This window comes from Sulfuricella denitrificans skB26 (assembly GCF_000297055.2).
GTDB classification, from domain to species: Bacteria; Pseudomonadota; Gammaproteobacteria; order Burkholderiales; family Sulfuricellaceae; genus Sulfuricella; species Sulfuricella denitrificans.
Window position 1 is genome coordinate 853,804 of the sequence record NC_022357.1, and the last position, 24,680, is coordinate 878,483.

The 24,680-nt window shown below is 57.6% G+C and carries 22 protein-coding genes; 15 read left to right on the forward strand and 7 right to left on the reverse strand.

What is annotated here, in order from left to right; genetic code table 11:
- Entirely contained in the window at positions 1-2,658 is a 2,658-nt protein-coding gene (gene aceE, locus SCD_RS04245; RefSeq protein WP_009206357.1) for a pyruvate dehydrogenase (acetyl-transferring), homodimeric type, read from the reverse strand.
- Positions 2,659-2,845: 187 nt separating this feature from the next.
- Here aceE and SCD_RS04250 point away from each other — a divergent pair, with 187 nt between their 5' ends.
- A complete protein-coding gene (locus tag SCD_RS04250; RefSeq protein WP_009206356.1) occupies positions 2,846-4,297 on the forward strand; it encodes a M17 family metallopeptidase in 1,452 nt (483 codons plus the stop codon).
- Positions 4,298-5,102: 805 nt separating this feature from the next.
- Here SCD_RS04250 and SCD_RS15570 read toward each other — a convergent pair.
- The 6 genes from SCD_RS15570 to SCD_RS04275 form a co-directional block, all read right to left on the reverse strand.
- Positions 5,103-5,975: an HNH endonuclease signature motif containing protein gene (locus SCD_RS15570; RefSeq protein WP_009206355.1), complete on the reverse strand. Its 873-nt coding sequence runs from the start codon at positions 5,973-5,975 to the stop codon at positions 5,103-5,105.
- A gap of 78 nt (positions 5,976-6,053) precedes the next feature.
- On the reverse strand, positions 6,054-7,331 hold the full coding sequence (locus tag SCD_RS04260) for a hypothetical protein (RefSeq protein WP_009206354.1): 1,278 nt from the start codon (positions 7,329-7,331) through the stop codon (positions 6,054-6,056).
- Positions 7,332-8,032: 701 nt separating this feature from the next.
- On the reverse strand, positions 8,033-8,989 hold the full coding sequence (locus tag SCD_RS04265; RefSeq protein ID WP_009206353.1) for an MBL fold metallo-hydrolase: 957 nt from the start codon (positions 8,987-8,989) through the stop codon (positions 8,033-8,035).
- Between the two features lie 86 nt (positions 8,990-9,075).
- A complete protein-coding gene (locus tag SCD_RS04270; protein ID WP_009206352.1) occupies positions 9,076-10,077 on the reverse strand; it encodes a zinc-dependent alcohol dehydrogenase family protein in 1,002 nt (333 codons plus the stop codon).
- Between the two features lie 8 nt (positions 10,078-10,085).
- A complete protein-coding gene (locus SCD_RS16965; protein ID WP_269763885.1) occupies positions 10,086-10,220 on the reverse strand; it encodes a hypothetical protein in 135 nt (44 codons plus the stop codon).
- Positions 10,221-10,234: 14 nt separating this feature from the next.
- Entirely contained in the window at positions 10,235-12,898 is a 2,664-nt protein-coding gene (locus SCD_RS04275; protein WP_009206350.1) for a cation-translocating P-type ATPase, read from the reverse strand.
- A 66-nt stretch (positions 12,899-12,964) separates the two neighbouring features.
- On the opposite strand from SCD_RS04275, the gene aroC reads away from it, so the two are divergent.
- From aroC to leuD, 14 genes are all read left to right on the forward strand, one after another.
- Entirely contained in the window at positions 12,965-14,068 is a 1,104-nt protein-coding gene (aroC, locus tag SCD_RS04280; protein ID WP_009206349.1) for a chorismate synthase, read from the forward strand.
- A 28-nt stretch (positions 14,069-14,096) separates the two neighbouring features.
- Complete coding sequence (locus SCD_RS04285) at positions 14,097-14,351, forward strand: YdcH family protein (RefSeq protein WP_009206348.1); 255 nt, start codon at positions 14,097-14,099, stop codon at positions 14,349-14,351.
- A 22-nt stretch (positions 14,352-14,373) separates the two neighbouring features.
- On the forward strand, positions 14,374-14,802 hold the full coding sequence (locus SCD_RS04290; protein ID WP_009206347.1) for a pyrimidine dimer DNA glycosylase/endonuclease V: 429 nt from the start codon (positions 14,374-14,376) through the stop codon (positions 14,800-14,802).
- A gap of 125 nt (positions 14,803-14,927) precedes the next feature.
- The gene (locus tag SCD_RS04295) at positions 14,928-15,752 is read left to right on the forward strand and encodes a DNA ligase (protein WP_041673317.1); all 825 of its coding nucleotides are present in this window, start codon (positions 14,928-14,930) and stop codon (positions 15,750-15,752) included.
- Between the two features lie 241 nt (positions 15,753-15,993).
- Entirely contained in the window at positions 15,994-16,326 is a 333-nt protein-coding gene (locus tag SCD_RS04300) for a PepSY domain-containing protein (protein WP_009206345.1), read from the forward strand.
- An 89-nt stretch (positions 16,327-16,415) separates the two neighbouring features.
- A complete protein-coding gene (locus SCD_RS04305; RefSeq protein WP_009206344.1) occupies positions 16,416-17,195 on the forward strand; it encodes a COG4705 family protein in 780 nt (259 codons plus the stop codon).
- A 130-nt stretch (positions 17,196-17,325) separates the two neighbouring features.
- Positions 17,326-18,120 (forward strand): COG4705 family protein, encoded by a 795-nt coding sequence (locus SCD_RS04310; protein ID WP_009206343.1) that lies wholly within the window; start codon positions 17,326-17,328, stop codon positions 18,118-18,120.
- A gap of 20 nt (positions 18,121-18,140) precedes the next feature.
- Entirely contained in the window at positions 18,141-18,803 is a 663-nt protein-coding gene (locus tag SCD_RS04315; RefSeq protein ID WP_021035781.1) for a response regulator, read from the forward strand.
- Positions 18,800-20,095 (forward strand): sensor histidine kinase, encoded by a 1,296-nt coding sequence (locus tag SCD_RS04320; protein ID WP_009206341.1) that lies wholly within the window; start codon positions 18,800-18,802, stop codon positions 20,093-20,095. Before SCD_RS04315 ends, SCD_RS04320 begins: the two co-directional genes overlap by 4 nt.
- Positions 20,092-20,664: a DedA family protein gene (locus SCD_RS04325; protein WP_009206340.1), complete on the forward strand. Its 573-nt coding sequence runs from the start codon at positions 20,092-20,094 to the stop codon at positions 20,662-20,664. Before SCD_RS04320 ends, SCD_RS04325 begins: the two co-directional genes overlap by 4 nt.
- A gap of 172 nt (positions 20,665-20,836) precedes the next feature.
- Positions 20,837-21,151, forward strand: coding sequence for an EamA family transporter (locus SCD_RS16800; protein ID WP_232504430.1), 315 nt, complete (start codon positions 20,837-20,839; stop codon positions 21,149-21,151).
- Between the two features lie 127 nt (positions 21,152-21,278).
- A complete protein-coding gene (locus SCD_RS04335) occupies positions 21,279-22,415 on the forward strand; it encodes an MFS transporter (RefSeq protein WP_009206339.1) in 1,137 nt (378 codons plus the stop codon).
- A gap of 90 nt (positions 22,416-22,505) precedes the next feature.
- Entirely contained in the window at positions 22,506-23,912 is a 1,407-nt protein-coding gene (gene leuC / locus SCD_RS04340; protein ID WP_009206338.1) for a 3-isopropylmalate dehydratase large subunit, read from the forward strand.
- A 73-nt stretch (positions 23,913-23,985) separates the two neighbouring features.
- Positions 23,986-24,624, forward strand: a complete 639-nt coding sequence (gene leuD / locus SCD_RS04345) for a 3-isopropylmalate dehydratase small subunit (RefSeq protein ID WP_009206337.1) — start codon at positions 23,986-23,988, stop codon at positions 24,622-24,624.
- The last annotated feature ends 56 nt before the right edge of the window (positions 24,625-24,680 follow it).

The following is a 24,680-nucleotide window of genomic DNA, read 5'->3' on the forward strand; positions in this document are numbered from 1 at the left end:
CTAAACCGTTACGGGGTTGGGCTTGTTCGGGTCGATGCCGTATTTGGCGATCGCTTCGGCTACCTTGGCGGCGGGGATCACGCCCTCGTCGGCCAGCGCCTTGAGCGCAGCTACCACGACATGGAAGCGGTCGACCTCGAAGAAGCGGCGCAGGTTTTCGCGGCTGTCGCTGCGACCGAAGCCGTCGGTGCCGAGCGTCACGTAGTGGCGCGGCACGAAGGCACGAATCTGGTCGGCGTAGGCTTTCATGTAATCAGTGGAAGCAACGACCGGTCCGGAGCCGTCCTTCAGGCATTTCTCGACGTAGGTCGTGCGCTGGGTGTGCTCCGGGTGGAGCATGTTCCAGCGTTGCACGTCGAGGCCTTCGCGGCGCAGTTCGTTGAAGCTGGTGACGCTCCAGATGTCGGAGGACACGCCGAAATCGGCTTCCAGTAGATCGGCTGCCGCGATCACCTCGCGCAGTATCGTGCCGGAACCCAGCAGCTGCACCCTCATCTTCTTCTTCGGCGCGCCGCGCTTGAGCAGGTACATCCCCTTCAGGATGCCTTCCTCGGCGCCCTTGGGCATCGGCGGATGAACGTAGTTTTCGTTCATGATGGTGATGTAGTAGTAGATGCTTTCCTGATCCTTGTACATCCGGCGCAGGCCGTCCTGGATGATCACCGCCAGTTCGTAGGCGTAGGTCGGGTCATAAGTGATGCAGTTGGGGACGGTCGAGGCCAGGATGTGGCTGTGGCCGTCCTCATGCTGTAGCCCTTCGCCGTTCAGGGTGGTGCGCCCCGCGGTGCCGCCCATCAGGAAGCCGCGAGCACGGGCGTCGCCCGCCGCCCAGGCGAGGTCGCCGACGCGCTGGAAGCCGAACATCGAGTAGAAGGTGTAGAACGGGATCATGGCCTGGCCATGGTTGCTGTAGCTGGTGCCCGCGGCCAGCCAGGAGGAGAATGCGCCGGCCTCGTTGATGCCTTCCTCGAGGATCTGTCCGTTCTTGTCTTCCTTGTAGTACATCACCTGGTCGGCATCCTGCGGCTCATAGAGCTGGCCGACCGATGAGTAGATGCCGAGCTGGCGGAACATGCCTTCCATGCCGAAGGTGCGCGCTTCGTCCGGGATGATAGGCACGACCAGCTTGCCGATGGCCTTGTCCTTGAGCAGGGTGGAGAGCACCCGTACAAAGGCCATGGTGGTGGAAACTTCGCGGTCGCCGGTGCCGGCAAGCTGGCTTTCGAAGGCGGAGAGATCGGGCACGGCAAGCGCCTTGGCGGCCATGCGTCGCGCCGGCAGGTAACCGCCCAGCGCCATGCGGCGCTCGCGCAGGTACTGCATTTCCGGGCTGTTTTCGGCCGGTTTGTAGAAAGGCACCTCGGCGATTTTGTCGTCGGGGATGGGGATGTTGAAACGCTCGCAGAACTGCTTGAGCGATGCTTCGGACATCTTCTTCGCCTGGTGAGTGATGTTCTGGCCCTCGCCGGACATGCCCATGCCGTAGCCCTTTACCGTCTTCGCCAGGATCACGGTCGGTTGTCCTGTGTGCTGCATCGCAGCGGAGTAGGCGGCATAGACCTTGAGCGGATCGTGACCGCCGCGGTTGAGGCGCCAGATGTCCTCGTCCGACATGTGAGCGACCATTTCCAGCAGCTCGGGATATTTGCCGAAGAAATGCTGGCGCACGTAGGCGCCATCCTTGGATTTGTAGTTCTGGTAGTCGCCGTCGACGCATTCTTCCATGCGTTTCTTCAGCAGGCCTTTCTTGTCCATCGCCAGGAGCGAGTCCCAGTGACGGCCCCAGACCACCTTGATGACGTTCCAGCCAGCGCCGCGAAAACCGGCTTCCAGCTCCTGGATGACCTTGCCATTGCCGCGCACCGGCCCGTCCAGTCGTTGCAGGTTGCAGTTGATGACGAACACCAGGTTGTCGAGTTTCTCGCGCGAGGCGAGGTTGATCGCTCCCATGGATTCCGGCTCGTCGGTCTCGCCGTCGCCGAGAAAGGCCCACACCTTGCGGCCCTCGGTTTTGACCACGCCGCGATCTTGCAGATACTTCATGAAGCGCGCTTGATAGATCGCGGTGAGCGGCCCCAGCCCCATCGACACCGTGGGGAACTGCCAGAAATCCGGCATCAGCCAGGGATGCGGGTAGGAGGGCAAGCCCTTGCCATCCACTTCCTGGCGGAAGTTGAGCAACTGGTCTTCAGTGATCCGGCCTTCGAGGAAGGCCCGGGCGTAAATGCCGGGGGCCAGGTGACCCTGGATATACAGCAGATCGCCGCCGTGGTCTTCCGTCGGGGCGCGGAAAAAATGGTTGAAGCCGACTTCGTAAAGCGTGGCAGCGGACTGGTAGCTGGCGATATGGCCGCCGACGCCGGGGCTTTGCTTGTTGGCGCGCATCACCGTGGCGATGGCGTTCCAGCGGATAAAGGCACGGATGCGGCGCTCCATGGCGAGGTCGCCGGGGCAGCGGTCCTCCTGGTGCACCGGGATGGTGTTCAGGTAGGCTGTGTTCGCGGAAAAAGGCAGGTGCGCGCCGGAACGGCGGGCCTTTTCGGTCAGTTTTTCCAGCAGAAAGTGGGCGCGCTCCGCGCCTTCCCGTTCCAGTACCGCATCGAGCGCTTCCAGCCACTCCTGCGTTTCCTGCTGATCGATGTCCGGAATTTCTGACATTTTTAATCTCCTGATTAAACAGCGTAATATTTGTTCTGTCTGTAAGTCTTATAGCTTTTCTTGAATTTTTTCGACTTGGTAAGGATGTATTATCTTTTACCCGGGCAGGAAAGTGAATTTATTTTTTATTGATTGATTAACTCCGGCGATAATGTGTAAACAGTCAGGATAGTTATTTGGAGCGGAAATGATAAAGATAGTACAGAACCCATCCCCGGTATCGGACAATGCGCTTGCCAAGGCATCGCATGTGCTTTTCGTCATGCCGAAAGCGAAAAGCCTTGCCGCGAACCTGCCCGGAGTCGATACCCTGCGGGCGCGCCTGGCGCGCCGCCATATGAAGCCTGACGAGCTGGCCAAGAGCCCGCTGAGCGGTGATCTGGCGCCGGGTGCGCTGGCGGTCTGGGTCATGCTGGATGCCAAACAGTCCACATTCGAGCGGCATACGTTGATGCGCAAGGCGCTGATGCCATTGCTGGATGAACAACCCAGGGAAATTGCCATCGTCGTCATTGGCGGTGCTGAGGGGTGTCGCCTGGCCGCTGAAGCGGCAATCTATGCGGCTCTGGTCAATGGCGCCGTGCTGCCGCAGCGCAAGAAAAAGGACGCGCGCCGCTCGCTGCAAAAAATCACCCTGCACGGCTACAAGGCCGAAGACGACTTTACCCTGCTACGTGGGCAGGCCGCAGGCAATGAGCTGGCGCGGGAGCTGACCATGTTGCCTGCCAACGAGCTGACGCCGGGCCTGTACCGCGAACGCGTCAGTAAACTGGCCAAGGAGAATGGCTGGAAATGCGTTGAGTACGACATGAAGAAGCTACGCAAGATCGGAGCGGGGGCGTTCGTTGCAGTGGCCCAGGGCAGCAGCGAGGACGATGCGGCTATCGTCCATTTGCGCTATCGCCATCCCGAAGCCAGGAAAACCATTGCCCTGGTCGGCAAGGGTATCTGCTTCGATACCGGCGGCCACAACCTTAAGCCTGCCCGCTACATGCACGGCATGCACGAAGATATGAATGGCTCAGCCGTCAGCCTGGGCATACTGCTTGCCGCCACTCGCGCCAATCTTCCGCTCAACATCGACTGCTGGCTGGCGCTGGCGCAGAACCACATCAGCCCCAAGGCTTACAAGCAGAACGATGTGGTGACCGCACTCAACGGCACCACCATAGAAATCATCCACACCGACGCTGAAGGGCGGATGGTGCTGGCCGACACCCTGACCCTGGCGGCGCGCGAGAAACCCGATCTGATCGTCGATTTCGCCACCCTCACCGGCAGCATGGCAACCGCGTTGGGAGCGCGCTACAGCGGCATCTTTTCCAACCGTGAAAAGGTTGTCGAGCAGGCAGTGGCGGCAGGGAAAATTTCCGGCGAACGGGTGTGCGCCTTCCCGCTCGACGCGGACTATGAAGAGGGACTGGAAAGCCAGATCGCCGACATCAAGCAGTGCTCCATGGAAGGCGAGGCCGACCATATCCTGGCGGCACGTTTCCTGATGCGCTTCATCGAGGACGCGCCGTGGTTGCACGTCGATCTTTCCGCCAGTAACTGCAAGGGCGGACTCGGTGCGGTGGCGTCGGACGTCAACGGCTTTGGCGTGGGCTGGGGGATGGCGCTGCTGTGGGGTTTGAAATAAGGGTACTCTATAAAATTCGTCATTCCGGGCTTGACCCGGAATCCAGATGATAGATTTGACTGGATTCCCGCCTTCGCGTGAATAACGACGATTGAATTTTAGAGACGCCCATAAAGGTATCCGTATTCCGTGATCGCCAAGTGGCAACCACACGGCCAATCAAAAAATCGCTTCTGTGAACAGGCGGGTGAATGTCTCGGCAGTGCCAGTTTTAAATCGCCGTCGATCAGTCGCTAAAACCCGCTTATGCCGGGGGCTCAGACGTTTAGCGTCAGGCACAATGGGATGACTTATGAACATAATGCGATTTGAAATTATAACAAAGTGTTGAAACTCTTTAATCTGTATGGGTATTTATTTATCTTGTTGTTTTATATAAAAAATATTTTTGCGTGTTAAATAATCAAACCAATAAAAAAGTTTATGAATTAGATATGTGTCAGCCATGTTACATAATTATAAACAAACTTACCCACAGGCAATGTGGACACCCATTATTGGTTTGAGGCGTCAAGTAGAATACCCCTTGATCTCAGGATTATTTTACTCATGGTAACGGTATCAATGAGATAGAAATCTGTATTTTGATCTGGCACGCAATGTTGCCGCGGTGGCCACAAGAGGTTCAGGAATTTTGTCATAATTCCTTACGCTGCTTGTGGTTGTATTGCAGCCCAATTGGGGCTGTTGTGTGCCAGTAGGGGCCGGTGGCTACACCTTGTTTGACCGGCAGCATTGTGACGAACAGCGGTCAATGAGGCAAAGAGTTATTGGGATTTTCTACAGCGTCCTCTCAATGGAAGGGTTAGGCCTCTGTGCCCGAGCCCTTGATATTTGATGTGTAGGCTGCTGCTGAGATGGCGCCGGGATTGAAGCCGAGATCTTCATAGGTGTAAATAATGACTTCTGGTTTACGCTCGACCTTTTGAAGCTCTTCCGCAGTGATGAAGAGGTTTGAGACGGGCTTCATGCTTTCTCTTCCAACAACGTAGATCAGTACCCCTCGGGCCTTTCTGCCAGTCATAGCTTCATAGGTTGATGTCGCCGCCTCGATCTGACGGACCCAAATGGGGCCATCCTCGTATGCCCTTCGAAGCCACCGAACTTCCACTACCAAGTCTTCGGGTAGGTCGTCGTCTTGTCTCAATGCATCAAGAGTCAGCCTAGCTGATCCTTTGGAGACTCGGGGCTGTCTGTCCAGATAAAGACCAATTTCGCGCTCGTACTTTGAGAGAGCGAGTTGCTCCAAAGTTTGCGCCATGAGAGCTGCGCGGGGAGCCACCTCCTTACGTGGAACCCCGACGTCTTCGCTGGGTGCGGTGGGTGCAGGAGTCGGCTGTTCGTCTTCCGGCTTTGGCGCCTGCGCCAACAACTGTTCGAGTCGTTCGAGTCGCTGCTTCAGGTCGGCTTCGTAGCTATTGGAGAGTCGACTTTTGTACTCACGAAGAGCCTTGCGATCAATCACGCCAGCGTGAGCCATCTTGTGATGCTTATCGCAGAGGAGTATCAAGTTCTCCACTTGGTTATCTTCGCGATTCTCATTTATGTGATGAATCTCAAGGTATGTGTGCTCGTTGCACCTAGAAATGGCACAGGCATGGCCAGACTCAACCTCTACCGACCGGCGCACCTCTGCCGATGGCGGTGGTCTCTCGCGCTCGTACTTGGGGTCAACCATGTTTGTACAGAGGCCTAACGTGGAGCTAACCGGACCGCAAAATGCGCAGCATTTTGTGGGTCCGTGTTGAGCGCAATGTTAGACCTTCGGTAGACCGGCGAGTGAAAGCAGTTCATTACGATCTTGCTTGTCTAGCCAAATCAAAAAACCACTATCGACAACGCGCAGATTTAGATTGGTTTGATCGTAGTCAAGAATAATAGGTTTTATTTCTTTCTTGACTTGAAGTGCGGCAGTTGACTGGAGTGCTTGTGTTAAGTTTCCGGGATTCAAATCCCCTTTTGATGGGTGGTTGGCCTCCAACGTTTCTCGAATTTTGCTGTATTTAAGGCCGGAGCGCAGTTCGCTGATGCTTGCAGTAAGAACGGGAAATAGCAACCATTTATGCATTTCAAGTGCAGTCGTTTGAAAACCTTCCGAGAACTGAGTTATGAATGAATTGAATCGCCCAGTCTGTTGTGCTACAACCGCACTTACGATGCTTTCAACCTGTGCTTTGTCTCCGATTTCAATTGTCTGTTCTTTTGTTTCGTAAATGTTCCACTTTTTGCAGCACTGGTGACATGACTCTTGAAGTATATAGACGCTACCGTGGCATTGTTTTAGCAATTCTGAGACGAAGTCGCTATTAAACTTGATGTTTAGCAGATTCTCCCCTTCAGTTATAACCTTTTTTAGCTCATCGTCCTCCCACTTATCTGCGTTGATGGAGGTTACTCTGCCAGTTAGGTCGCCGTTGTATACGGTTAGACGATTTTCCTCAAGCCAAACCCCCACAATAATAAAACAATACTTTGATTCCTCGTGAAATGCTTTTAGTGCAACCGAGAAGTCTTTTTGTGTGTCAGTTGGGAGGTAGTGAAAGTCTTCTAGCACAATGTATTTGTTGAAATTGATGCTGTTAAGCGCGGAGATGATGTCGTTTACGTCATCCGGATCAAGTTCGAGAGGGGTTGTTGTGCTTTCTCTAGTATTTTCTCTTTCCGCTTCCGCGCCGCCCTCGGCGCTTGCCCCGAAAAAACTCGCGGTTATTTTTGCAAATATTTTCGACTTGCCTGTTGTTGATTTTGAGTTTGACTGGGTTAGCTCAAACCCGGATTTCTTTAATATTGCAGAATTTATGTCAGACAACTGCCACTTGTTTGAGCAGTGAACAACTACGCAATCAGGCTCTTGCAGGGCATGCTTTCGGAGACTCGTCTTGCCTTGCTTGGAGCTTCCAAATATTACAAGATGCTTTTCTCGTGTAAGGTTTTCGACCAGTTTATTGTCTGCAGAATCTCTCTCCACATAATTGAGTGGAAGGTCCCTTGTGATTCCGAATACGTCCGATGTGTTGTGTTTGTTTGTGCTCATGTGATGATTGCTCTGATAGTTGAGTGCCTGAGAGATAAGTGCTGGGTCTAACAGTTATTATACGGACCCACCGGTCAGTATTATTGTTAATTATAAGGCGCGCTTATTTTTGATAAGTTGTTGTTTCATAGCAACTCGATAAATTTCCCTGTCCGCATATGATGTAATAATACGTCAAATCAATATTGGTCACGTGGTTTACTGGGAATTAGCCTTCAATATCGACTCGTGAGGCTATTCTTAGGTGTTTAACAGACTGTCAGCGAGATGGGCGTGATCGGCAGCTTAGGGTCTATTCTGTTGAAAAACTCTTTTTTCAGGCGACTTAAAAAAATTCTAGCCGCTTAGATCGATTTTCTCTCGAAGGACGTACCTGGAATCATGTGGGACACGATCGTTCGTTGCAGGGTTGCTTAATTCTTTCGCAATACAGGAAGTTGATTGCATTCTTTGAGAGCAACAGCATGTGGAAAATTTTTAGCGCCCCTCAGAAAAAGAGTTTTTCAACAGAATAGGTCGATTGCAGGCGGTCACCTTCCCGTAAACAATAGGGATTTATCAGCCTTGTTGTGGTTTATCGAGAGTATCGAGAATTATGCCGGTTTCAATCATGGGATCCGAATACCAGAAATAAATAAAGCCGGGAAGAAAATCCCCGGCTTTCTTGCGTTTTCGGAACGAGATCCGCAGTGTTTGCGAACTTATTTTGCCTGCATCCCTTCGTTCTCCATCAGGAGGTAGGTGTTATAGGCATTGACCCGGTTGGCTGCCTGGAATGCCGGCAAATGCTCGAATTCCTTCCAGGAGGTCTTGGCGTAAGCTTCCTCGAACGGTTCCATGTTGGCTGCCGCCTTGCCCATGGTGTTCCGCAGATAGAGCAGGTAATCGCGCGTGAACACGAGATCCGCTGCGGCATTCGTGGACGCCTTGCCATGCCCCGGCACCATGATCTTCGGCTTCAGCTTGATCAACCGGTCAAGTGCTTCCAGCCATGCCTTGCTGTCGGCGTTGCCGACATAGGGCACGCGGCCCTTGAAAACCATGTCGCCTGAATAAAGCACGCCATCTTCTTTGACCAGCATCACCATGTCTTCCGGTGAATGTGCCGGCCCCACGTAAGCCAGCTCGAAATGCAATCCGCCCATTTCAAAACGCATCTCGCCTTCCAGCCACTTGTCGGCAGGCAGCAGTCGGGTGGTTTCATCTACCCACGGGAACAGGGTCTCCCGTCGTTGGGCGAGGCGCAACTGCGCCTCATCTGAGGCCAGATATTCCTGGCCGCGTCGGTGCGCCCAGATTTCCGCGCCCAGCGCCTTGAATGCCTGGAGGCCGTAAATATGGTCGGCATGATAGTGGCTGACAATAACGCGCCGGATCGGCTGGCGGGTGATTTTGCGGATTTGCCGGATCATCTCCGCTGCCAGCGGCGGTGAGCCGAGCGTATCGAACACCACGACGCCGTCGGACGTGACGACGAAGCCGGCGTTGGACATGAAACCCTGGTTGGCTGACGAAGCCGCGCCGGCCAAACCCTGCACATAGTAAGCATGCGGGCTCAGCTTGATTGGTTTGACTTTGACCGTGACCGTAGTCTCGTCTGACGCGCTCGCAGCCGTGGACATGAAAAGGAACAGAAGAAAGGCGAAAAAGGGTTGCATCGATTTTTCCTTGGACTACGAAAGAACCGATATTGGCACCGCACCGGCCAACCAACAATAGTCCTAAAGGACTGCCGGGCAAGTTCCTAATCGATGCATAGCACAATCTTGCCGGTGGAATGGCCTTCCTCGATCAGACGGTGGGCTTCAGCCGCCTGTTCCAGCGGGAAAGTCTTGCTGACTTCGACCTTCAGCCTGCCCGCCTCGATCAACTGGGCTCCGGATTCGAGGATGCGGGTCTGGGCGATGCGGGCCTGGTGCAGGCCAAGGTAGGCCGGGGTAAGCATCAGCTCATAATGGATGCTCTGGTTCCTGAGTCGCGCCAGCTTGACCAGCCCTGCGGCGCAGTCGGTCTGCAGCAGCGTGACGATCTTGCCGTAGACCCTGGCAGCGGCGAAAGAGCGACAGAAGGTGTCGCCGCCCACAGTGTCGAATATCGCGTCCACACCTTGGCCGTCAGTCCAGTCGAGCGCAGTCTGGACGAAATCTTCACTGGTGTAGTAGATGATTTTTTCCGCGCCGAGCTTTCTGACCCAGGCCGCTTTTGCCTCGCTGCTGACGGTGGCGGCGACGCGGACGCCCATTTCTTTGGCTATCTGCACCGCAACATGGCCGACGCCACCGGCGGCAGCGTGGATCAGGACGGTCTGGCCGGCCCTGAGTTGCACGCGGTCGTGGAGCGCCTCCCAGGCGGTGATCAGCACCATAGGCAAGGCGGCGGCCTCGGCCATGGACAGGGTTTTCGGCTTGGCGGCCACGTAGTCCTCGTGGATCACCGTATATTCTGCATAGCAGCCCTGTTCGCTGCCGATACCGCCGTTGAAGAAGTACACTTCATCGCCCGGTTTGAAGCGGGTCACGGCGTTGCCTATGTTCTCCACCATGCCGGCGCCGTCGCAGCCCAGAACTGTGGGCAGGTTGTCGGGGAAATAGGTGCCATTCTTGCGCAGTTTGGTGTCGATCGGGTTCACGCCCGCAGCATGGAGGCGAACCAGCAGATGCGCCGGGCTGGGCAGTTCAGGCAGGGGAAGTTCCCCTGCTTGCAACACTTCGGGCTCGCCGGGCGCATTCATCAGGATGGCTTTCATTTTATCTCCTAACCTTGACGTTTATCCCAGCCGAAACGGTTGAAACGCTGCCAGCGACTTTGTTTGTCTGTCAGTTTGTTGGCGGGGTTCTGGGCCTGCTTGCGGCGTAGCGCTTCCTGCTTTTCCGCCAGTAGCTTTTTCAATTGTTCGTTCGCTTTCATGGTTCAAGTATAGTTTTTCTCGCCAGCCATTTCCGCACTTCCTCCAGCGCCAGCATGGCGAAGGCGAAGGGGATGACGAACAGCCAAACATTCAGGCCGATCGGCGCGGTGCCGAATAGCAGGTTTCCCCAGGGCGTGTAGTCGATGAGCAGGATCAGCGCGATTTCGGTGGCGACGCCCCACAGGATCAGCCGATTGCCGAGCAGTCCGGCGGTGAACACCGACTCTGTGCCGCTGCGGCAGAGGAAGACGTTCATTACCTGCATCACGATGATGGCGGAGAGCGTGGCGGTGGTGGCCTGCAAATAGAGCGGATCGGCGGAGGCCAGCGGTTGCCCGTAGTACCAGCCAGTAGTGTGCAGCACGTAGAAAAAGGCCGCCATCGCCGCCGCCGCTTCTACTACTCCGAGGAACAGGTAGGCACGCACCACCAGCGGCCAGTTCAGCAGGCGTTCATGGCGCGCGCGGGGAGGCCGCTGCATCATGCCGGGGTGCGGTTTTTCCGTGCCGAGGCCGAGCGCGGGCAGCATGTCGGTGCCGAGATCCACCGCCAGGATCTGGATAATGGTCAGCGGCAGCGGAATCTTGAACAGGACGAAGGCGAGGTAGGGCACGATTTCGGGAATGTTGGAGGTGAGAATGTAGGTGAGGAACTTGCGGATGTTCTCGTACACTGCGCGGCCTTCCTCGACTGCGGCGACGATGCTGGCGAAGTTGTCGTCGAGCAGGACGATGTCGGCCGATTCGCGCGCCACGTCGGTGCCCGAGATCCCCATGGCGATGCCGATGTCGGCGTGCTTCAGGGCCGGCGCGTCATTGACGCCGTCGCCGGTGACGGCGACGATTTCGCCCTTACGTTTCAGTGCCGTCACGATGTGCAGCTTCTGGTCGGCGCCGACCCGGGCGAAGATGATCTCCGGCGCGCCCAGCGCAAGCTGCAGCTGGATACCGGACATCCTCCGCAATTCCTCGCCATTGATTACCACCGGCGTGTCACTTCTGATCAGGCCGATTTCGCGCGCGATGGCAAGAGCGGTATGGGGGTGGTCGCCGGTGACCATGATGACGCGGATGCCGGCGTCGAAACATTTGCGGATGGCGTCCGCGACTTCAGGGCGCGGGGGGTCTTCCAGTCCGGCCAGGCCGAGCAGGATCAGGCCGCTCTCCAGGGAGCCCTTCGCTTCGTGCTCTGCTACCGCGCGGCTGGCAAAGGCCAGCACGCGCAGGCCTTTGCCAGCCAGGGTTTCCTGCGCGGCGATGAAACGTGCGCGCAGTTCGGCATCGAGCGTCAGCGTCTCGCCGTCAATCCGCACCTGGGTGCACAGCGGCAGCACGGTTTCCAGCGCGCCCTTGGTATGGAGAACGCGGCCGCCGGGGGTCTGGTTTAGGGTGGATAGCCGCTTGCGGTCGGTGTCGAACGGCACTTCATCCACCTTCGGATAGACCGGGGATGCCGGCAGCATCTGCCGGGCCATGCGTACCAGAGCGATTTCCATCGGGTCGCCGAGCAGTTCGCTGTTCTCAGTAATCTGGAGGTTGTGGCAGAGCAGCGCGGTTTCGCAGAAGGCGCGGCTGGATTCGTCAGGTGCCAGTTCGCCGGCGTTGCTGAACCGGCCCGCGAGGAACACCTCTTTGACTGCCATCCGGTTCTGGGTGAGGGTGCCGGTCTTGTCGGTGCAGATCACGGTGGCGGAACCCAGCGTTTCCACTGCTGGCAGATGGCGCACCAGGGCGTTGCGCTTGGCCATACGCTGGGTGGCCATGGCCAGAGCCAGGGTGACAGTGGGCAGCAGGCCCTCGGGCACGTTGGCGACGATGATGCCAATGGCGAAGATCAGGCTTTCCCAGAAAGTCAGCCCGATGAACTGGCCGGCGACAAAGAAAACAACCCCGAGCAGCGTTGCCAGGGCCGCGACCAGCCGGCTCAGGCGGGCGATCTCACGTTGCAGTGGCGACAGCGCCTCGCCCGCCGTCTGCGTGAGGTGGGCGATCTTGCCAAATTCAGTGTGCATGCCGGTAGCGAACACCACCGCCCTGGCCTCGCCGGAAACCAGCGAGGTGCCAGCGAGCAGAATGTTTTTGGCATAGAGCAGGTCATCGGCAGCGGAGGGGTGAGCGTCTCGCGCCTTGGGCAGCGATTCGCCGGTGACCGTGGCATTGTTCACCCTGACGCCGAAAGCTTCGGTCAGACGGCAGTCGGCGGGGATGTTGTCGCCTTCCTGCAGGATCAGGATGTCCCCCGGCACCAGTTCGGCTGACGGGAGTTCTTTAACTGTTCCGCCGCGCATGACCTTGACCTGGTGTGGCAACAGATTTTCCAGTGCTGCCAGGGCCTGCTCGGCGCGATACTCCTGCCAGAAGGAAAACACGCCGTTGATCAGGATCACGCCTAGGATGGCCCATCCCAGCATCGCCATGCCTTGGCCGGCTTGCAGTCGTTCGGCAACGAAGGCGAGCGCGGCAGCCAGCCACAGGATCAAGGCGAAAAAATGGGTGAACTCCTTGAGGAAGCGCAGCGCCAGCGGCTCCCTCCTGACGTGCTCCACGCGGTTCGGCCCGAACTCCGTATGTCGGCGTGCGGCTTCGCGAGTGGACAGCCCCTCGGGACGGCTGTTCAGGCTCCTGATTGCGTCTTCGACAGTGAGGTGGTGGATTTTCATGGCCAAAAGCCGGTTATGAGCACTTATGTTAAACTTTAGCAGGTTGATTTTTCGAGATGAAATAAAATGTCCGGCAATACTTTAGGCAAACTTTTCTGTGTCACTTCCTTCGGCGAAAGCCACGGCCCAGCCATCGGCTGCGTGGTGGACGGCTGTCCGCCCGGCATGGCCTTGAGCGAGGCAGATATCCAGGGCGAACTCGACCGGCGCAAGCCGGGTACTTCGCGCCACGTCACCCAGCGGCGCGAATCGGACACGGTGGAAATCCTCTCCGGCGTGTTCGAGGGCAAGACCACCGGTGCTCCCATCGCTTTGCTGATCCGCAACGAGGACCAGCGCAGCAAGGACTACGGCAATATCGCCGAAACCTTCCGTCCCGGCCATGCGGATTACACCTACTGGCACAAATACGGCATCCGCGACCACCGTGGCGGCGGGCGTTCTAGCGCGCGCGAGACCGCAGTGCGGGTGGCTGCGGGTGCGGTGGCGAAGAAATGGTTGAAGGAGCGCTATGGCGTGGAAATTCGCGGTTACCTTTCCCAGCTCGGCCCGATCGAGGTGCCGTTCAAATCCTGGGATGACGTGGGCGAGAATCTCTTCTTCGTGGCCGATGCCAGTTATGTGCCGCAATTGGAGGAATACATGGATGCCCTGCGCAAGTCCGGCGACTCGGTTGGCGCGAAAATTACCGTGGTCGCGCAAGGCGCGCCGGTAGGCTGGGGCGAACCGGTGTACGACCGGCTCGACGCCGAAATCGGCTATGCCATGATGAGCATCAACGCGGTCAAGGGCGTGGAGATCGGTGCCGGTTTCGATTCGGTGGTGCAGAAGGGCAGCGAGCATGGCGACGAGTTGACGCCGCAGGGTTTCCTCTCCAACCATGCCGGCGGCATCCTCGGTGGCATTTCCACCGGCCAGGACATCGTTGCCCACATCGCCATCAAGCCGACCTCCAGCATCCGCATTCCGCGTAACTCGATCAACAAGTCGGGTGAGCCGGTGATGGTGTCTACCGAGGGCCGTCACGATCCCTGCGTCGGCATCCGCGCCACGCCCATCGCCGAGGCGATGCTGGCTCTGGTGCTGATTGACCATGCCCTGCGCCACCGCGCCCAGAACGCTGATGTGGCTGTTGATACGCCGCGCATTCCGGGCAGCGTCGAGAAGTGAGCTTTAGTAAAATTAGGGAGAACGGTAAATGCAAGTAGACCACCACGACCTCGCCCATGAATTCCCGGAATTCAAGGACGAAATTTACAAGCTCAAAATTAGCAGCACTCACTTCGCCCGGCTGTTCGACGAATACGAGCGGACCGAACGCGAAGTCCATCGCATCGAAGTGGAAGACGTACCGGTTTCCGATATCCTGATCGAGGACCTGAAAAAGAAACGGCTGCACCTGAAGGACGAGATTTATGCCCTGCTGCGCAACGGGGGTGTCCCGGCGCATTGAGCCGTGATGGGGTGCTGAAGCCATGAGGCTGTGGACGCTGCATCCCCAATACCTGGATGCCCAGGGTCTGGTCGCTGTGTGGCGAGAAGCCCTGCTGGCGCAGAAGGTGTTGCTGGGCCAGACCCGCGGTTACCGCAACCATCCCCAGTTGGCGCGCTTCCGAGTACTGGACTGTCCGGTGGCCGGTATCGCTTCCTACCTTGCCGGGGTACACGCAGAGGCGCTGCGCCGCAGTTACCACTTTGATGCGAGCAAAATCGTTGCGCCCCGCTGGCTGGGGAAAATCGAGGCGACTACTGGCCAGCTGGCTTACGAATGGACTCATTTGTGCCGCAAACTCGCTTTGCGCGATCCCGCTCGGCTGGCCGAATTTTCAAATGTAGAGATACCTGAAGCGCATCCCCTGTTTTGTGTCGTGGAAGGCGGCATCGTATCGTGGGAAAAAATCTGACCGCAATTCTAAAAAACATGAAGCTATACATGATAGGGTGGACGCGCATCGCGGGTATTGTCTTGCGCAGTCGCGGTTGGGCATTGCCAGTACCTGTGCTTTTTGCCTTATGCCTTCAGCTTGTTATGCAGGCGCCCGTAGCTCGCGCGGCGGATTTCCCGCCGCCACCCGTGATGCTGGCGAATGTCTATCGCAGCGGCACGCCGCTGGCCGACTATCTGGTCAGCGAGAAACTGGACGGGGTACGCGGTTACTGGGACGGCGAAAAGCTGCTGACGCGCGGCGGGGAACGCATCGAGGCGCCCGGATGGTTCACTGCAGGGTGGCCTGATTTCCCCCTGGACGGCGAGCTGTGGGTCGGACGAGGGCAGTTTGCCAGTGCCGTATCCATCGTGCGGCAGCGGACGCCGGATGACGCTGCCTGGCGTACGCTGAGTTTCATGGTGTTCGATCTGCCGGGTCATCCGGGATCCTTCGCTGAACGAAACACGGCGCTGAAACCCTTGCTTGCCGGGCTTGCGCTGCCCTGGGTGCGCCCGGTGGAGCAGTTCAGGGTGGCCGACCGGGCCGGATTGCGCATCGCGTTCGACCGGGTCGTCAAGAACAGGGGTGAAGGGTTGATGCTCCATCGCGCCGCATCCCTTTACCAGGCAGGGCGCAGCGATGACCTGCTCAAGCTGAAACCGTATCAGGATGCTGAAGCCAAGGTCATCGCGCATCTGCCGGGCAAGGGCAAGCACCAGGGGGTGCTCGGCGCCTTGCTGGTAGAAACGGCGGCGGGGCTGAGATTCCGTATCGGAACGGGGTTTTCCGATGCGCAACGTCGAAACCCGCCTGCGCCGGGAAGCTGGGTGACGTATCGCCATATCGGACTGAACGAAGAAAGCGGTATTCCCCGCTTTGCCAGTTTCATGCGGGTGCGGGAGGATATTCCCGGCGGGGAGAGGTAGACGTCGTGGGTTAGTTCACTAACTTGTTGGGCCGCTTGGTGCGAATTGCAGACGACTTCGGTGCTCCAATACAACCCGGCCGATAGGCCGCTTAGCATCTATTTTCCGGCATTGAACCATCCCCCTCGGGTCAGGAAGTCGAACCTGTCCATAGCACCACGACTGGCTAACTCTCCGCTAATTCTCTATTGCTACCTTTACAACCACGCGAATATCCGCGTGTTTTGAAGGAGTGATCAACATGAAACGCAAATTCTATCTGACCGCGCTCGCCGCGCTTTCCGCCACCGCCATTGGCACAGCCTATGCGGCCAAGGCGATCGAGAACGATGCCCTGGCGATCGAAACTGCAAAAATCAGTCTGACTCAGGCCGTCACTGTCGCCGAGCAACAGATCGGCGGCAAGGCGTCCCGCGCCGAGTACGAGAAGCACAAGGGCCAGTGGATCTTCGATGTCGAGGTGGTGAATGGCAAGAAGGTCATGGATGTGAAGGTCGACCCGATGAGCGGCAAGGTCATCGCTGCCACCGAGGACAAGGCCGACCACGACGACGACCATGACCAAGCCGACTGATCGGTCTGACTGTAATGCCGGGGCGGCAATGCTGCTCCGGCTTGTCGCCTGAACAAACCAGCACCACGGCAACTGACGGGAGAATACAAATGAGAATACTCGCGCGCGACGATGCGATTCAAATGCTGAACAAGGTGCCAGAAGTCACGCTGTACTTCTGGATTATCAAGATCATGGCCACCACGGTTGGCGAGACCGGGGCCGATTTTCTCAACTTCGACCTGAATTTCGGGCTGACCGGGACATCAGTCTTCATGGCCGGTCTGCTGGTGGTTTTTCTGTTCATGCAGTTGCGTTCCCGGAAATACGTGCCGTGGTTGTACTGGGTGAACGTCGTGCTCATCAGCATTTTAGGCACCCTCATCACCGACAATCTGGTGGACAACTTCGGGGTCGCCCTGGAGATGACGACGGCAGGTTTCGGTTTGGCCCTGTTGGTGACCTTTGCTCTCTGGTATGCCAGTGAAAGAACGCTGTCGATTCACTCCATCTTCACGACCAGGCGAGAGCTGTTCTACTGGGTGGCCATCCTGTTCACGTTTGCCCTCGGTACGGCGGCAGGAGATCTCGTTGCCGAGAGTATGAAACTCGGTTACGCGAACTCGGCGCTGATGTTCGGCACGATGATTGTAGCCGTCACCATTGCCTATTACGGTTTCAAGGCCAATGCCGTTCTGGCCTTCTGGATCGCCTACATCCTGACACGTCCGTTGGGCGCCTCCTGCGGTGACTGGCTGTCGCAACCCATCGCCAACGGCGGCCTGGGGCTGGGCACGGTAACAACAAGTCTGATCTTTCTCTTGACCATTCTAGGCTTGGTGGTTTTCCTGAGCGTCACCCGCAAAGACGTGACGCCCCGGACGGCCTGACCTCATCGGAGAGGAGCATCGCTTCCGCTCCGCTGGCGCGCTGGCTGCAACGCCCCTACCAAAGGGTATTTTCCGGTTTGATCGAGAAAGGATGAGTGAGACAATGAATGCAAGCAACCATGGATTTCGTATGGACGATTCCGCCAAACAGGCATTGAGCAAGGTTCCGGAAGTTACGTTGATGTTCTGGATCATCAAGATTGCTGCCACCACCCTGGGTGAAACCGGCGGCGATGCCGTTTCGATGTCGATGAATCTGGGCTACCTGGTCGGCACGGGAATATTTGCGGCAATTTTTTTGGTGGCGGTAGCTGCCCAGATCAGGGCGAAGCACTTTCACCCGTTCCTCTACTGGACGACCATCATCGCCACCACCACCGTCGGCACGACGCTGGCGGACTTCGCCGACCGCTCCCTCGGTATAGGCTACACGGGTGGAGCGAGTCTGCTCTTTGTGCTGCTGATGGCATCCCTGGCAATTTGGTACAAAACGCTGGGATCCGTCTCGGTGGATAGTGTCGGGTCTCCGAAGTCGGAAATGTTCTACTGGGTGACCATCATGTTTTCCCAGACGCTCGGCACCGCGCTGGGCGACTGGACGGCGGATACAGCAGGGCTTGGTTATGAGGGCGGCGCGATCGTGTTCGGCGCCTTGTTGCTGATCGTCGTCTCGGCTTACCTCTGGACCCGAATCTCCCACACGATGCTATTCTGGGCTGCGTTCATCCTGACTCGCCCGCTGGGCGCGGTGGTCGGGGATTTTCTGGACAAGCCTGTCGCGTCAGGTGGATTGGCATTGAGCCGCTATACCGCGTCGGCGGTGTTGCTGGCGTTCATCATTTTGTCCATCGCTCTGTTCCGGCAACGGCCAGCCAGACACAAGCCCAAGCCCTCAATCAACGAAGTTTTGTTGGCGCACGGATGAAGGCGGGGGAGTACCGAATAATGCGAATTTTGCTAGTCGAAGATGACCCGATGATCGGTGAAGCGGTGTCAGTAGCCCTCAAGGATGCTGCCTATGCCGTGGATTGGGTGCTTGATGGTGTGGCGGCCGACACCGTTCTGCGCGACGGCGAGCATCAGGCCGTTCTGCTCGACCTAGGGCTGCCCAAGCGTGACGGACTCGAAGTGCTGCGGCGATTGCGGCAGGGCGGCAATGGAGTACCGGTCATCGTTATTACCGCCCGCGATGGCGTAGATGACCGGATCAAGGGACTCGATTTCGGCGCCGACGATTACCTCATGAAGCCGTTCGACCTGAATGAATTACTGGCCCGGCTACGTGCGGTTATCCGCCGCCAAGGCGGGCAGGCCGCGCCCCTGCTGAGCAACGGCAAACTCAGTCTAGATCCTGCCACGCGCGAGGCACGCTGCGGCGAAGCCGTGGAACTGCTCAGCGCACGCGAGTTTGCCCTCTTGCATGCGCTGCTCCTTCGCCCCGGTACAATCCTGGGCCGGGCCGAGTTGGAGGAGCGCATTTATGGCTGGAATGAAGAGGTCGAAAGCAATGCCGTGGATTTCCTGATCCATGGTATCCGCAAAAAGCTCGGCGCCGATGTCATCAAGAACATACGCGGCGCCGGCTGGATGGTGGATCGAGCGACATGAATCGGTCACTGCAACGTCATCTGTCACTGATGCTGGGTGCGGCCATTCTGTTGTCCGGCATGATTGCTGCCGTAGCCTCCTTCATGTTGGCGTATGGCGAAGCCAAGGAGTTCCAGGACGACATGCTGCGACAGATTGCTGTCCTTGCCGTCAAGGGTGCCGCAGAACCCGCGCAGCCGGGCAAGAGCGATGTCGCCCTCAACGACCCGGAGTCCCGCATTCTGGTCGTCAGGTTGACTGGAAATCCTCGCCCGGAATGGCTGCCAGAGCATTTGTCAGTCGGATTTCATACCTTGAGCGCCAAAGGCGAGGAGCTACGAGTCTTTGTTCACGATGGATCATCGGGGGAGCGAGCCGTTGTCGCCCAGCCAACCGATGCACGCGACGAAATCGCCATCAACAGCGCCCTGCGGACGCTGATTCCCTTGCTCCTCCTGTTCCCACTGCTGACCTGGCTGATTGTGCGCATCATCCGCCGAGAATTTACGTCGGTCGCCCGGATCTCTCGCAGTCTGGATGCACAGACGGCGAATCGCCCCAGTCCCATTGACGAGGAAGGGCTGCCGAATGAAATCATACCCTTCGTCCAAGCCATCAACCGCTTGCTGGTGCGAATCAATCAGCTGATGAGCCAGCAGCAGCGCTTTATTGCCGATGCTGCCCATGAACTACGCAGCCCACTGGCCGCCCTGTCCATGCAGGCGCAGAATCTGCGTCAGGCGAACTCGCTGGAGGTCATGCACGAACGCGTCGCGCCCTTACAGGCTGGCATCGAACGCGCCCGCCAACTCACCGAGCAGTTGCTAAATCTGGCCAGGACCCAGGCAGATGGCAGCACGGAAAGCGTTGTGGACGTATCTGCCTTGACCCGTGAACTGATTGCACAATACCTGCCTGCTGCTGAGGCCAAGGACATCGATCTGGGCCTTGAGGAAGGCAATCGGTATTCATTACGAGCATCGCCGGAGTCGCTACGATTGATTCTCGGCAACGCGCTGGAAAACGCCATCAAATACACACCTGCCGGCGGCGAGGTGACGTTGCGGATCACAGCCGATGGGGGCATGGCCGTTATCGAGGTGGTCGATAGTGGCACCGGGATTCCACCCGCGGAACGCGACCGCGTCTTTGATGCTTTCTATCGGATGCCCGGTGCTACCGGCACTGGCAGCGGACTTGGCTTGGCCATAGCACGGGAGGCCGCCACTCGCCTGGGTGGCGAGATCAACCTGAAAGAGCGCCCAGACGGCCCAGGGTTGATCTTCAGCTACCGGCAAAGGCAGCCAACGTGATTGGCTCTTTCGTTGCGTCATATGGGTATCTGGCGGTTTTTGCCGGCACGCTGCTGGAAGGGGAAACTATTCTGATCGCTGCTGGCTTCGCCGCCCATCGTGGCCTGCTTGACTTACCTATCGTGATCCTGGTGGCCATGTTCGGAGGCACGCTGGGCGATCAGTTGGCCTTCGTGCTTGGGCGCTGGAAAGGCGATGTGCTGATCGAACGCTTTCCTGCACTGGCAATGCACAAGCCGCGTGTTCATGAGCTGCTTGAGCGCCACGCAATCCTGTTCATCCTGACAGTTCGCTTTCTCTATGGACTCAGGATCGCTGGGCCGGTATTGCTGGGTTCGAGTCGTGTTCCGATGCTCCACTTTGCCATACTGAATTTGATCGGTGCTGGGTTGTGGGCGTCGGTGGTGTCAGGAGCGGGTTATCTGTTCGGACAGGCGATCAATGCGCTGATCACCGACCTCAAACACATCGAGGAAGCCGTGCTGATCGCGATACTACTCGGCGGAGGCTTGGTGTGGTTTTGGCGGAAGGCCCGTTCGCACGCACGTGGCTCCCCGGATATCGAATGAGGTAGGCGGTCATAAGTTGGCAATGGTTTGCGCTGGGTTCGGCATTTTTTGCTGGACTGACGGCGATCTTCGGAAAGCTCGGGGTCGAAGGTTTGAACTCCAATCTCGCCACCTTGATTCGGGCGGTAATCATCCTCGGAATGACAGCAGCCATCGAGATGCTCCGTTGCGAATGGTCGTTCTCCAATGGGCTGGAAGTTCTGTGACCTTTTTAGTCCTTTCAGCCCTTGCAACGGGATTTTCCTGGCTGTTTTACTACCGCGCGCTCCAGATGGCCCCCGCCTCACTGGTAGCGCCAATCGACAAACTGAGAGTGGCTTTTGCCATCGTTCTCGGCGTTATATTTCACGGCGAGGTTCTTTTGGTAAAACTGGTGCTGGGGGGGGCTGTTGATACTTGTCGGGGTGCTGATTCTTGCTTGGCCTTGAGAAACCGGGATGTCAGCTTGCGTGGCGTAGTCTGCCAGTGGATATGCCAATGGCAATAGACGGGTATGGGTTGGGATGGTAATTCGCAAGATTTTGAATTAAGGCACTGCCCGTCAGTTCAATTCCCAACGTCTACAATACACCCCTCACCCCTCACCCCATCCGTGGCGTGTTAAAATTCGGCCTATGCATTCCATCCCATACTGGCGTCTCTCCGGCTTCTACTTCTTCTATTTCGCGTTTGTCGGCGCGATGGCTCCATTCTGGGGGCTGTACCTCCAATCGCTGGCATTTAACGCGTTCCAGATCGGCGTGCTGATGTCGCTGCTGCAGGTGATGCGGATTTTCGCGCCGAATCTCTGGGGCATGGTGGCTGACCGCACCGGCAAGCGCGTTGCCATCGTCCAGATTGCTGTCGGCTTGAGTCTGCTGAGCTTTATTCCGGTATTCTTCAATTCCAGCTTCGCCTGGCTGTTTGTGGCGATGTCGCTGATGAGCTTTTTCTGGAGCGCTTCCCTGCCGCTGGTGGAGGCGACTACCCTCAGCCATCTCGGCGAAAAAACCTCAAAATACGGGCGCATCCGGTTGTGGGGCTCGGTTGGCTTCATTGCCGCGGTGATCGGGCTGGGCTTTCTGTTCGACTATGTGGCGATCCGCTGGTTGCTGTGGGCAGTGCTGGCTATCTTGGCCGCGCTGCTGCTGTTCTCGCGCCACATTCCGGAGGCGGTGGTGGTGCCTCATCACACAGACCATCTGCCGATCTGGCACATCATTCGTCGCCCTGAAGTGCTGGCTTTTATCGGCGCCGGTTTTCTGATGGCGGCAGCGCACGGCGCTTATTACACTTTTTATTCGATCTACCTGGTCGATCATGGTTACGCCAAGAGCAGTGTCGGCCTGCTGTGGTCGCTTGGGGTGCTGTGCGAGATCGGTGTGTTCCTGTGGATGCCGCGTCTGCTGCGCAGCGTGTCGCTGCGCCAGGTGTTGCTGGCCAGTCTCGCCCTCGCCGTGTTGCGCTTTCTGATGATTGGCTGGGGGGTGGGCTGGATTGCCGTGATCGTCGTTGCCCAGTTGCTCCACGCGGCTACTTTCGGCGCCTATCATTCGGCGGCGGTGGAAATGGTGCACCGCTTTTTCAAAGGCAGGCATCAGGCCCAAGGGCAGGCGCTCTACAACAGTGTGTCGTTCGGGGCGGGAGGGACGCTGGGCGGGCTGTATAGCGGCTTGGCCTGGGAGACGCTGGGGCCGAATGTGACGTTTACGATCGCGGCCGCTTTCGCTTTGGCGGCGTTTGGGCTGGTGGCTTGGAAGTTGAGATTGTAGGGAAGCATAACAAGTCCCGTTTTCGTCTTGCAACTATCCGATTTGCCAAGAAATATGCCATAATTTCTGTTTTTCGACGTCTAGTCAGTCATGAGCGCACAAACCCTTTATGATAAGTTATGGCAGTCCCATGTGGTGCACACCGAGTCGGATGGCACCACGCTGCTTTACATCGACCGCCACCTGCTGCATGAAGTGACCAGCCCGCAGGCCTTCGAGGGCTTGCGTCTGGCCGGGCGCAAGCCGTGGCGCCTGAGCGCCAACCTGGCGGTGGCCGATCACAATGTGCCGACTACCGGTCGTGCCCAGGGCATCGCCGACCCGATTTCGCGTCTTCAGGTGGAAACCTTGGACGACAACTGCGCCAGTTTCGGAATTACCGAATTCAAGATGGGTGATGTGCGCCAGGGCATTGTTCACGTCATTGGTCCGGAGCAAGGTGCAACCTTGCCGGGGATGACGGTGGTGTGCGGCGATTCGCATACCAGCACGCATGGCGCATTCGGAGCCTTGGCCCATGGTATCGGCACCAGCGAAGTCGAACACGTGCTTGCTACCCAATGTTTGCTGCAGAAGAAATCCAGAACCCTGCTGGTCAGGGTGGAGGGATCTTTGGGCAAGGGAGCTACTGCCAAGGACATTGCTCTGGCGGTGATAGGCAAGATCGGAACAGCAGGCGGCACCGGCTATGCCATCGAGTTTGGTGGCTCGGCGATCCGCGCGCTTTCCATGGAAGGACGCATGACCTTGTGTAACATGGCGATCGAGGCGGGCGCCCGTGCCGGCATGGTGGCGGTGGACGACACTACGATCAATTACATCAAGGGTCGTCCCTTTGCGCCCAAGGGCGAGTTGTGGGACAAAGCGGTGGCCAACTGGCATACCCTGGTGAGCGATGAAGGTGCGGATTTCGATGCGGTGGTCGAGATCGATGCTGCCGCCATCAAGCCCAGCGTAACTTGGGGTACATCGCCGGAAATGGTGGTTACGGTGGACGGCAAGGTGCCCGATCCGGCGCAGGAGTCCGATCCGGTCAAGCGTTCCGGCATGGAACGGGCGCTGGTTTACATGGGGCTGCAGGCGAATACGCCGATCACGCAGATTGCCGTGGACAAGGTGTTTATCGGTTCCTGCACCAATTCCAGGATAGAGGACTTGCGCGGTGCGGCGAAAATCGTCAAGGGCAAGCACAAGGCGGCGAATGTCATGCAGGTGCTGGTGGTGCCAGGTTCCGGGCTAGTCAAGCAGCAGGCTGAGGCAGAAGGCCTGGACAAGATTTTTATCGAGGCGGGTTTTGAATGGCGCGATCCCGGTTGCTCGATGTGTCTGGCGATGAATGCCGACCGGCTGGAGCCGGGCGAGCGTTGCGCTTCCACCTCCAACCGCAACTTCGAAGGGCGGCAGGGTCCGGGTGGACGAACCCATCTGGTCAGTCCGGAGATGGCTGCGGCTGCGGCAATTGCCGGGCATTTCATGGATATTCGGGATTGGTTGTAACAACACGTTTAAGGAAATTGCCATGGCGAAGAAATTGATTGCATTACTGTCTATTCAGAAGGCAGTGAAGTAAATGGAAAAATTTACCCGGTTGGACGGGTTGGTGGCGCCACTGGATCGTGCCAACGTCGATACCGACGCGATCATCCCCAAGCAGTTCCTGAAGTCCATCAAGCGCAGCGGCTTCGGCCCGAACCTGTTCGACGAGTGGCGCTATCTCGACCACGGCGAACCGGGACAGGATTGCAGCAACCGTCCGCTCAACAAGGATTTCGTGCTCAATCAGCCGCGCTATCAGGGTGCGCAAATCCTGCTGGCGCGTGAGAACTTCGGTTGCGGTTCAAGTCGCGAACATGCGCCGTGGGCGCTGCTGGACTACGGTTTTCTCGCTGTCATCGCGCCCAGTTTCGCCGATATTTTCTTCAACAACTGCTTCAAAAATGGCATTCTGCCGATAGTGGTGGATGCCGAAGAAATCGACCGCCTGTTCAATGAAACAGTGGCGGCCGAAGGCTACCGCCTGGCGGTGGATCTGGAGCAGCAGTTGGTCACCACGCCGGACGGGCATGGGATCAGCTTCTCGGTAGATCCTTTCCGCAAATATTGCCTGCTTAACGGCCTGGATGATATCGGCCTGACCTTGCAGAACGCGGACAAGATCAAGGCGTATGAAGAGCGGCGTAAAGTCGAAACACCGTGGTTGTTTTCATGAGTGAGGAGTGAGGGGTAAGGTGTTAGAAGCGGATTCCCGCTCTACTCCTCACTCCT

Coding starts and splice junctions, on each gene's coding strand:
- aceE (WP_009206357.1), bottom strand. CDS start 2,658: ATGTCAGAAATTCCGGACATCGATCAGCAGGAAACGCAGGAGTGGCTG.
- SCD_RS04250 (WP_009206356.1), top strand. CDS start 2,846: ATGATAAAGATAGTACAGAACCCATCCCCGGTATCGGACAATGCGCTT.
- SCD_RS15570 (WP_009206355.1), bottom strand. CDS start 5,975: ATGGTTGACCCCAAGTACGAGCGCGAGAGACCACCGCCATCGGCAGAG.
- SCD_RS04260 (WP_009206354.1), bottom strand. CDS start 7,331: ATGAGCACAAACAAACACAACACATCGGACGTATTCGGAATCACAAGG.
- SCD_RS04265 (WP_009206353.1), bottom strand. CDS start 8,989: ATGCAACCCTTTTTCGCCTTTCTTCTGTTCCTTTTCATGTCCACGGCT.
- SCD_RS04270 (WP_009206352.1), bottom strand. CDS start 10,077: ATGAAAGCCATCCTGATGAATGCGCCCGGCGAGCCCGAAGTGTTGCAA.
- SCD_RS04275 (WP_009206350.1), bottom strand. CDS start 12,898: ATGAAAATCCACCACCTCACTGTCGAAGACGCAATCAGGAGCCTGAAC.
- aroC (WP_009206349.1), top strand. CDS start 12,965: ATGTCCGGCAATACTTTAGGCAAACTTTTCTGTGTCACTTCCTTCGGC.
- SCD_RS04285 (WP_009206348.1), top strand. CDS start 14,097: ATGCAAGTAGACCACCACGACCTCGCCCATGAATTCCCGGAATTCAAG.
- SCD_RS04290 (WP_009206347.1), top strand. CDS start 14,374: ATGAGGCTGTGGACGCTGCATCCCCAATACCTGGATGCCCAGGGTCTG.
- SCD_RS04295 (WP_041673317.1), top strand. CDS start 14,928: ATGCAGGCGCCCGTAGCTCGCGCGGCGGATTTCCCGCCGCCACCCGTG.
- SCD_RS04300 (WP_009206345.1), top strand. CDS start 15,994: ATGAAACGCAAATTCTATCTGACCGCGCTCGCCGCGCTTTCCGCCACC.
- SCD_RS04305 (WP_009206344.1), top strand. CDS start 16,416: ATGAGAATACTCGCGCGCGACGATGCGATTCAAATGCTGAACAAGGTG.
- SCD_RS04310 (WP_009206343.1), top strand. CDS start 17,326: ATGGACGATTCCGCCAAACAGGCATTGAGCAAGGTTCCGGAAGTTACG.
- SCD_RS04315 (WP_021035781.1), top strand. CDS start 18,141: ATGCGAATTTTGCTAGTCGAAGATGACCCGATGATCGGTGAAGCGGTG.
- SCD_RS04320 (WP_009206341.1), top strand. CDS start 18,800: ATGAATCGGTCACTGCAACGTCATCTGTCACTGATGCTGGGTGCGGCC.
- SCD_RS16800 (WP_232504430.1), top strand. CDS start 20,837: ATGGTCGTTCTCCAATGGGCTGGAAGTTCTGTGACCTTTTTAGTCCTT.
- SCD_RS04335 (WP_009206339.1), top strand. CDS start 21,279: ATGCATTCCATCCCATACTGGCGTCTCTCCGGCTTCTACTTCTTCTAT.
- leuC (WP_009206338.1), top strand. CDS start 22,506: ATGAGCGCACAAACCCTTTATGATAAGTTATGGCAGTCCCATGTGGTG.
- leuD (WP_009206337.1), top strand. CDS start 23,986: ATGGAAAAATTTACCCGGTTGGACGGGTTGGTGGCGCCACTGGATCGT.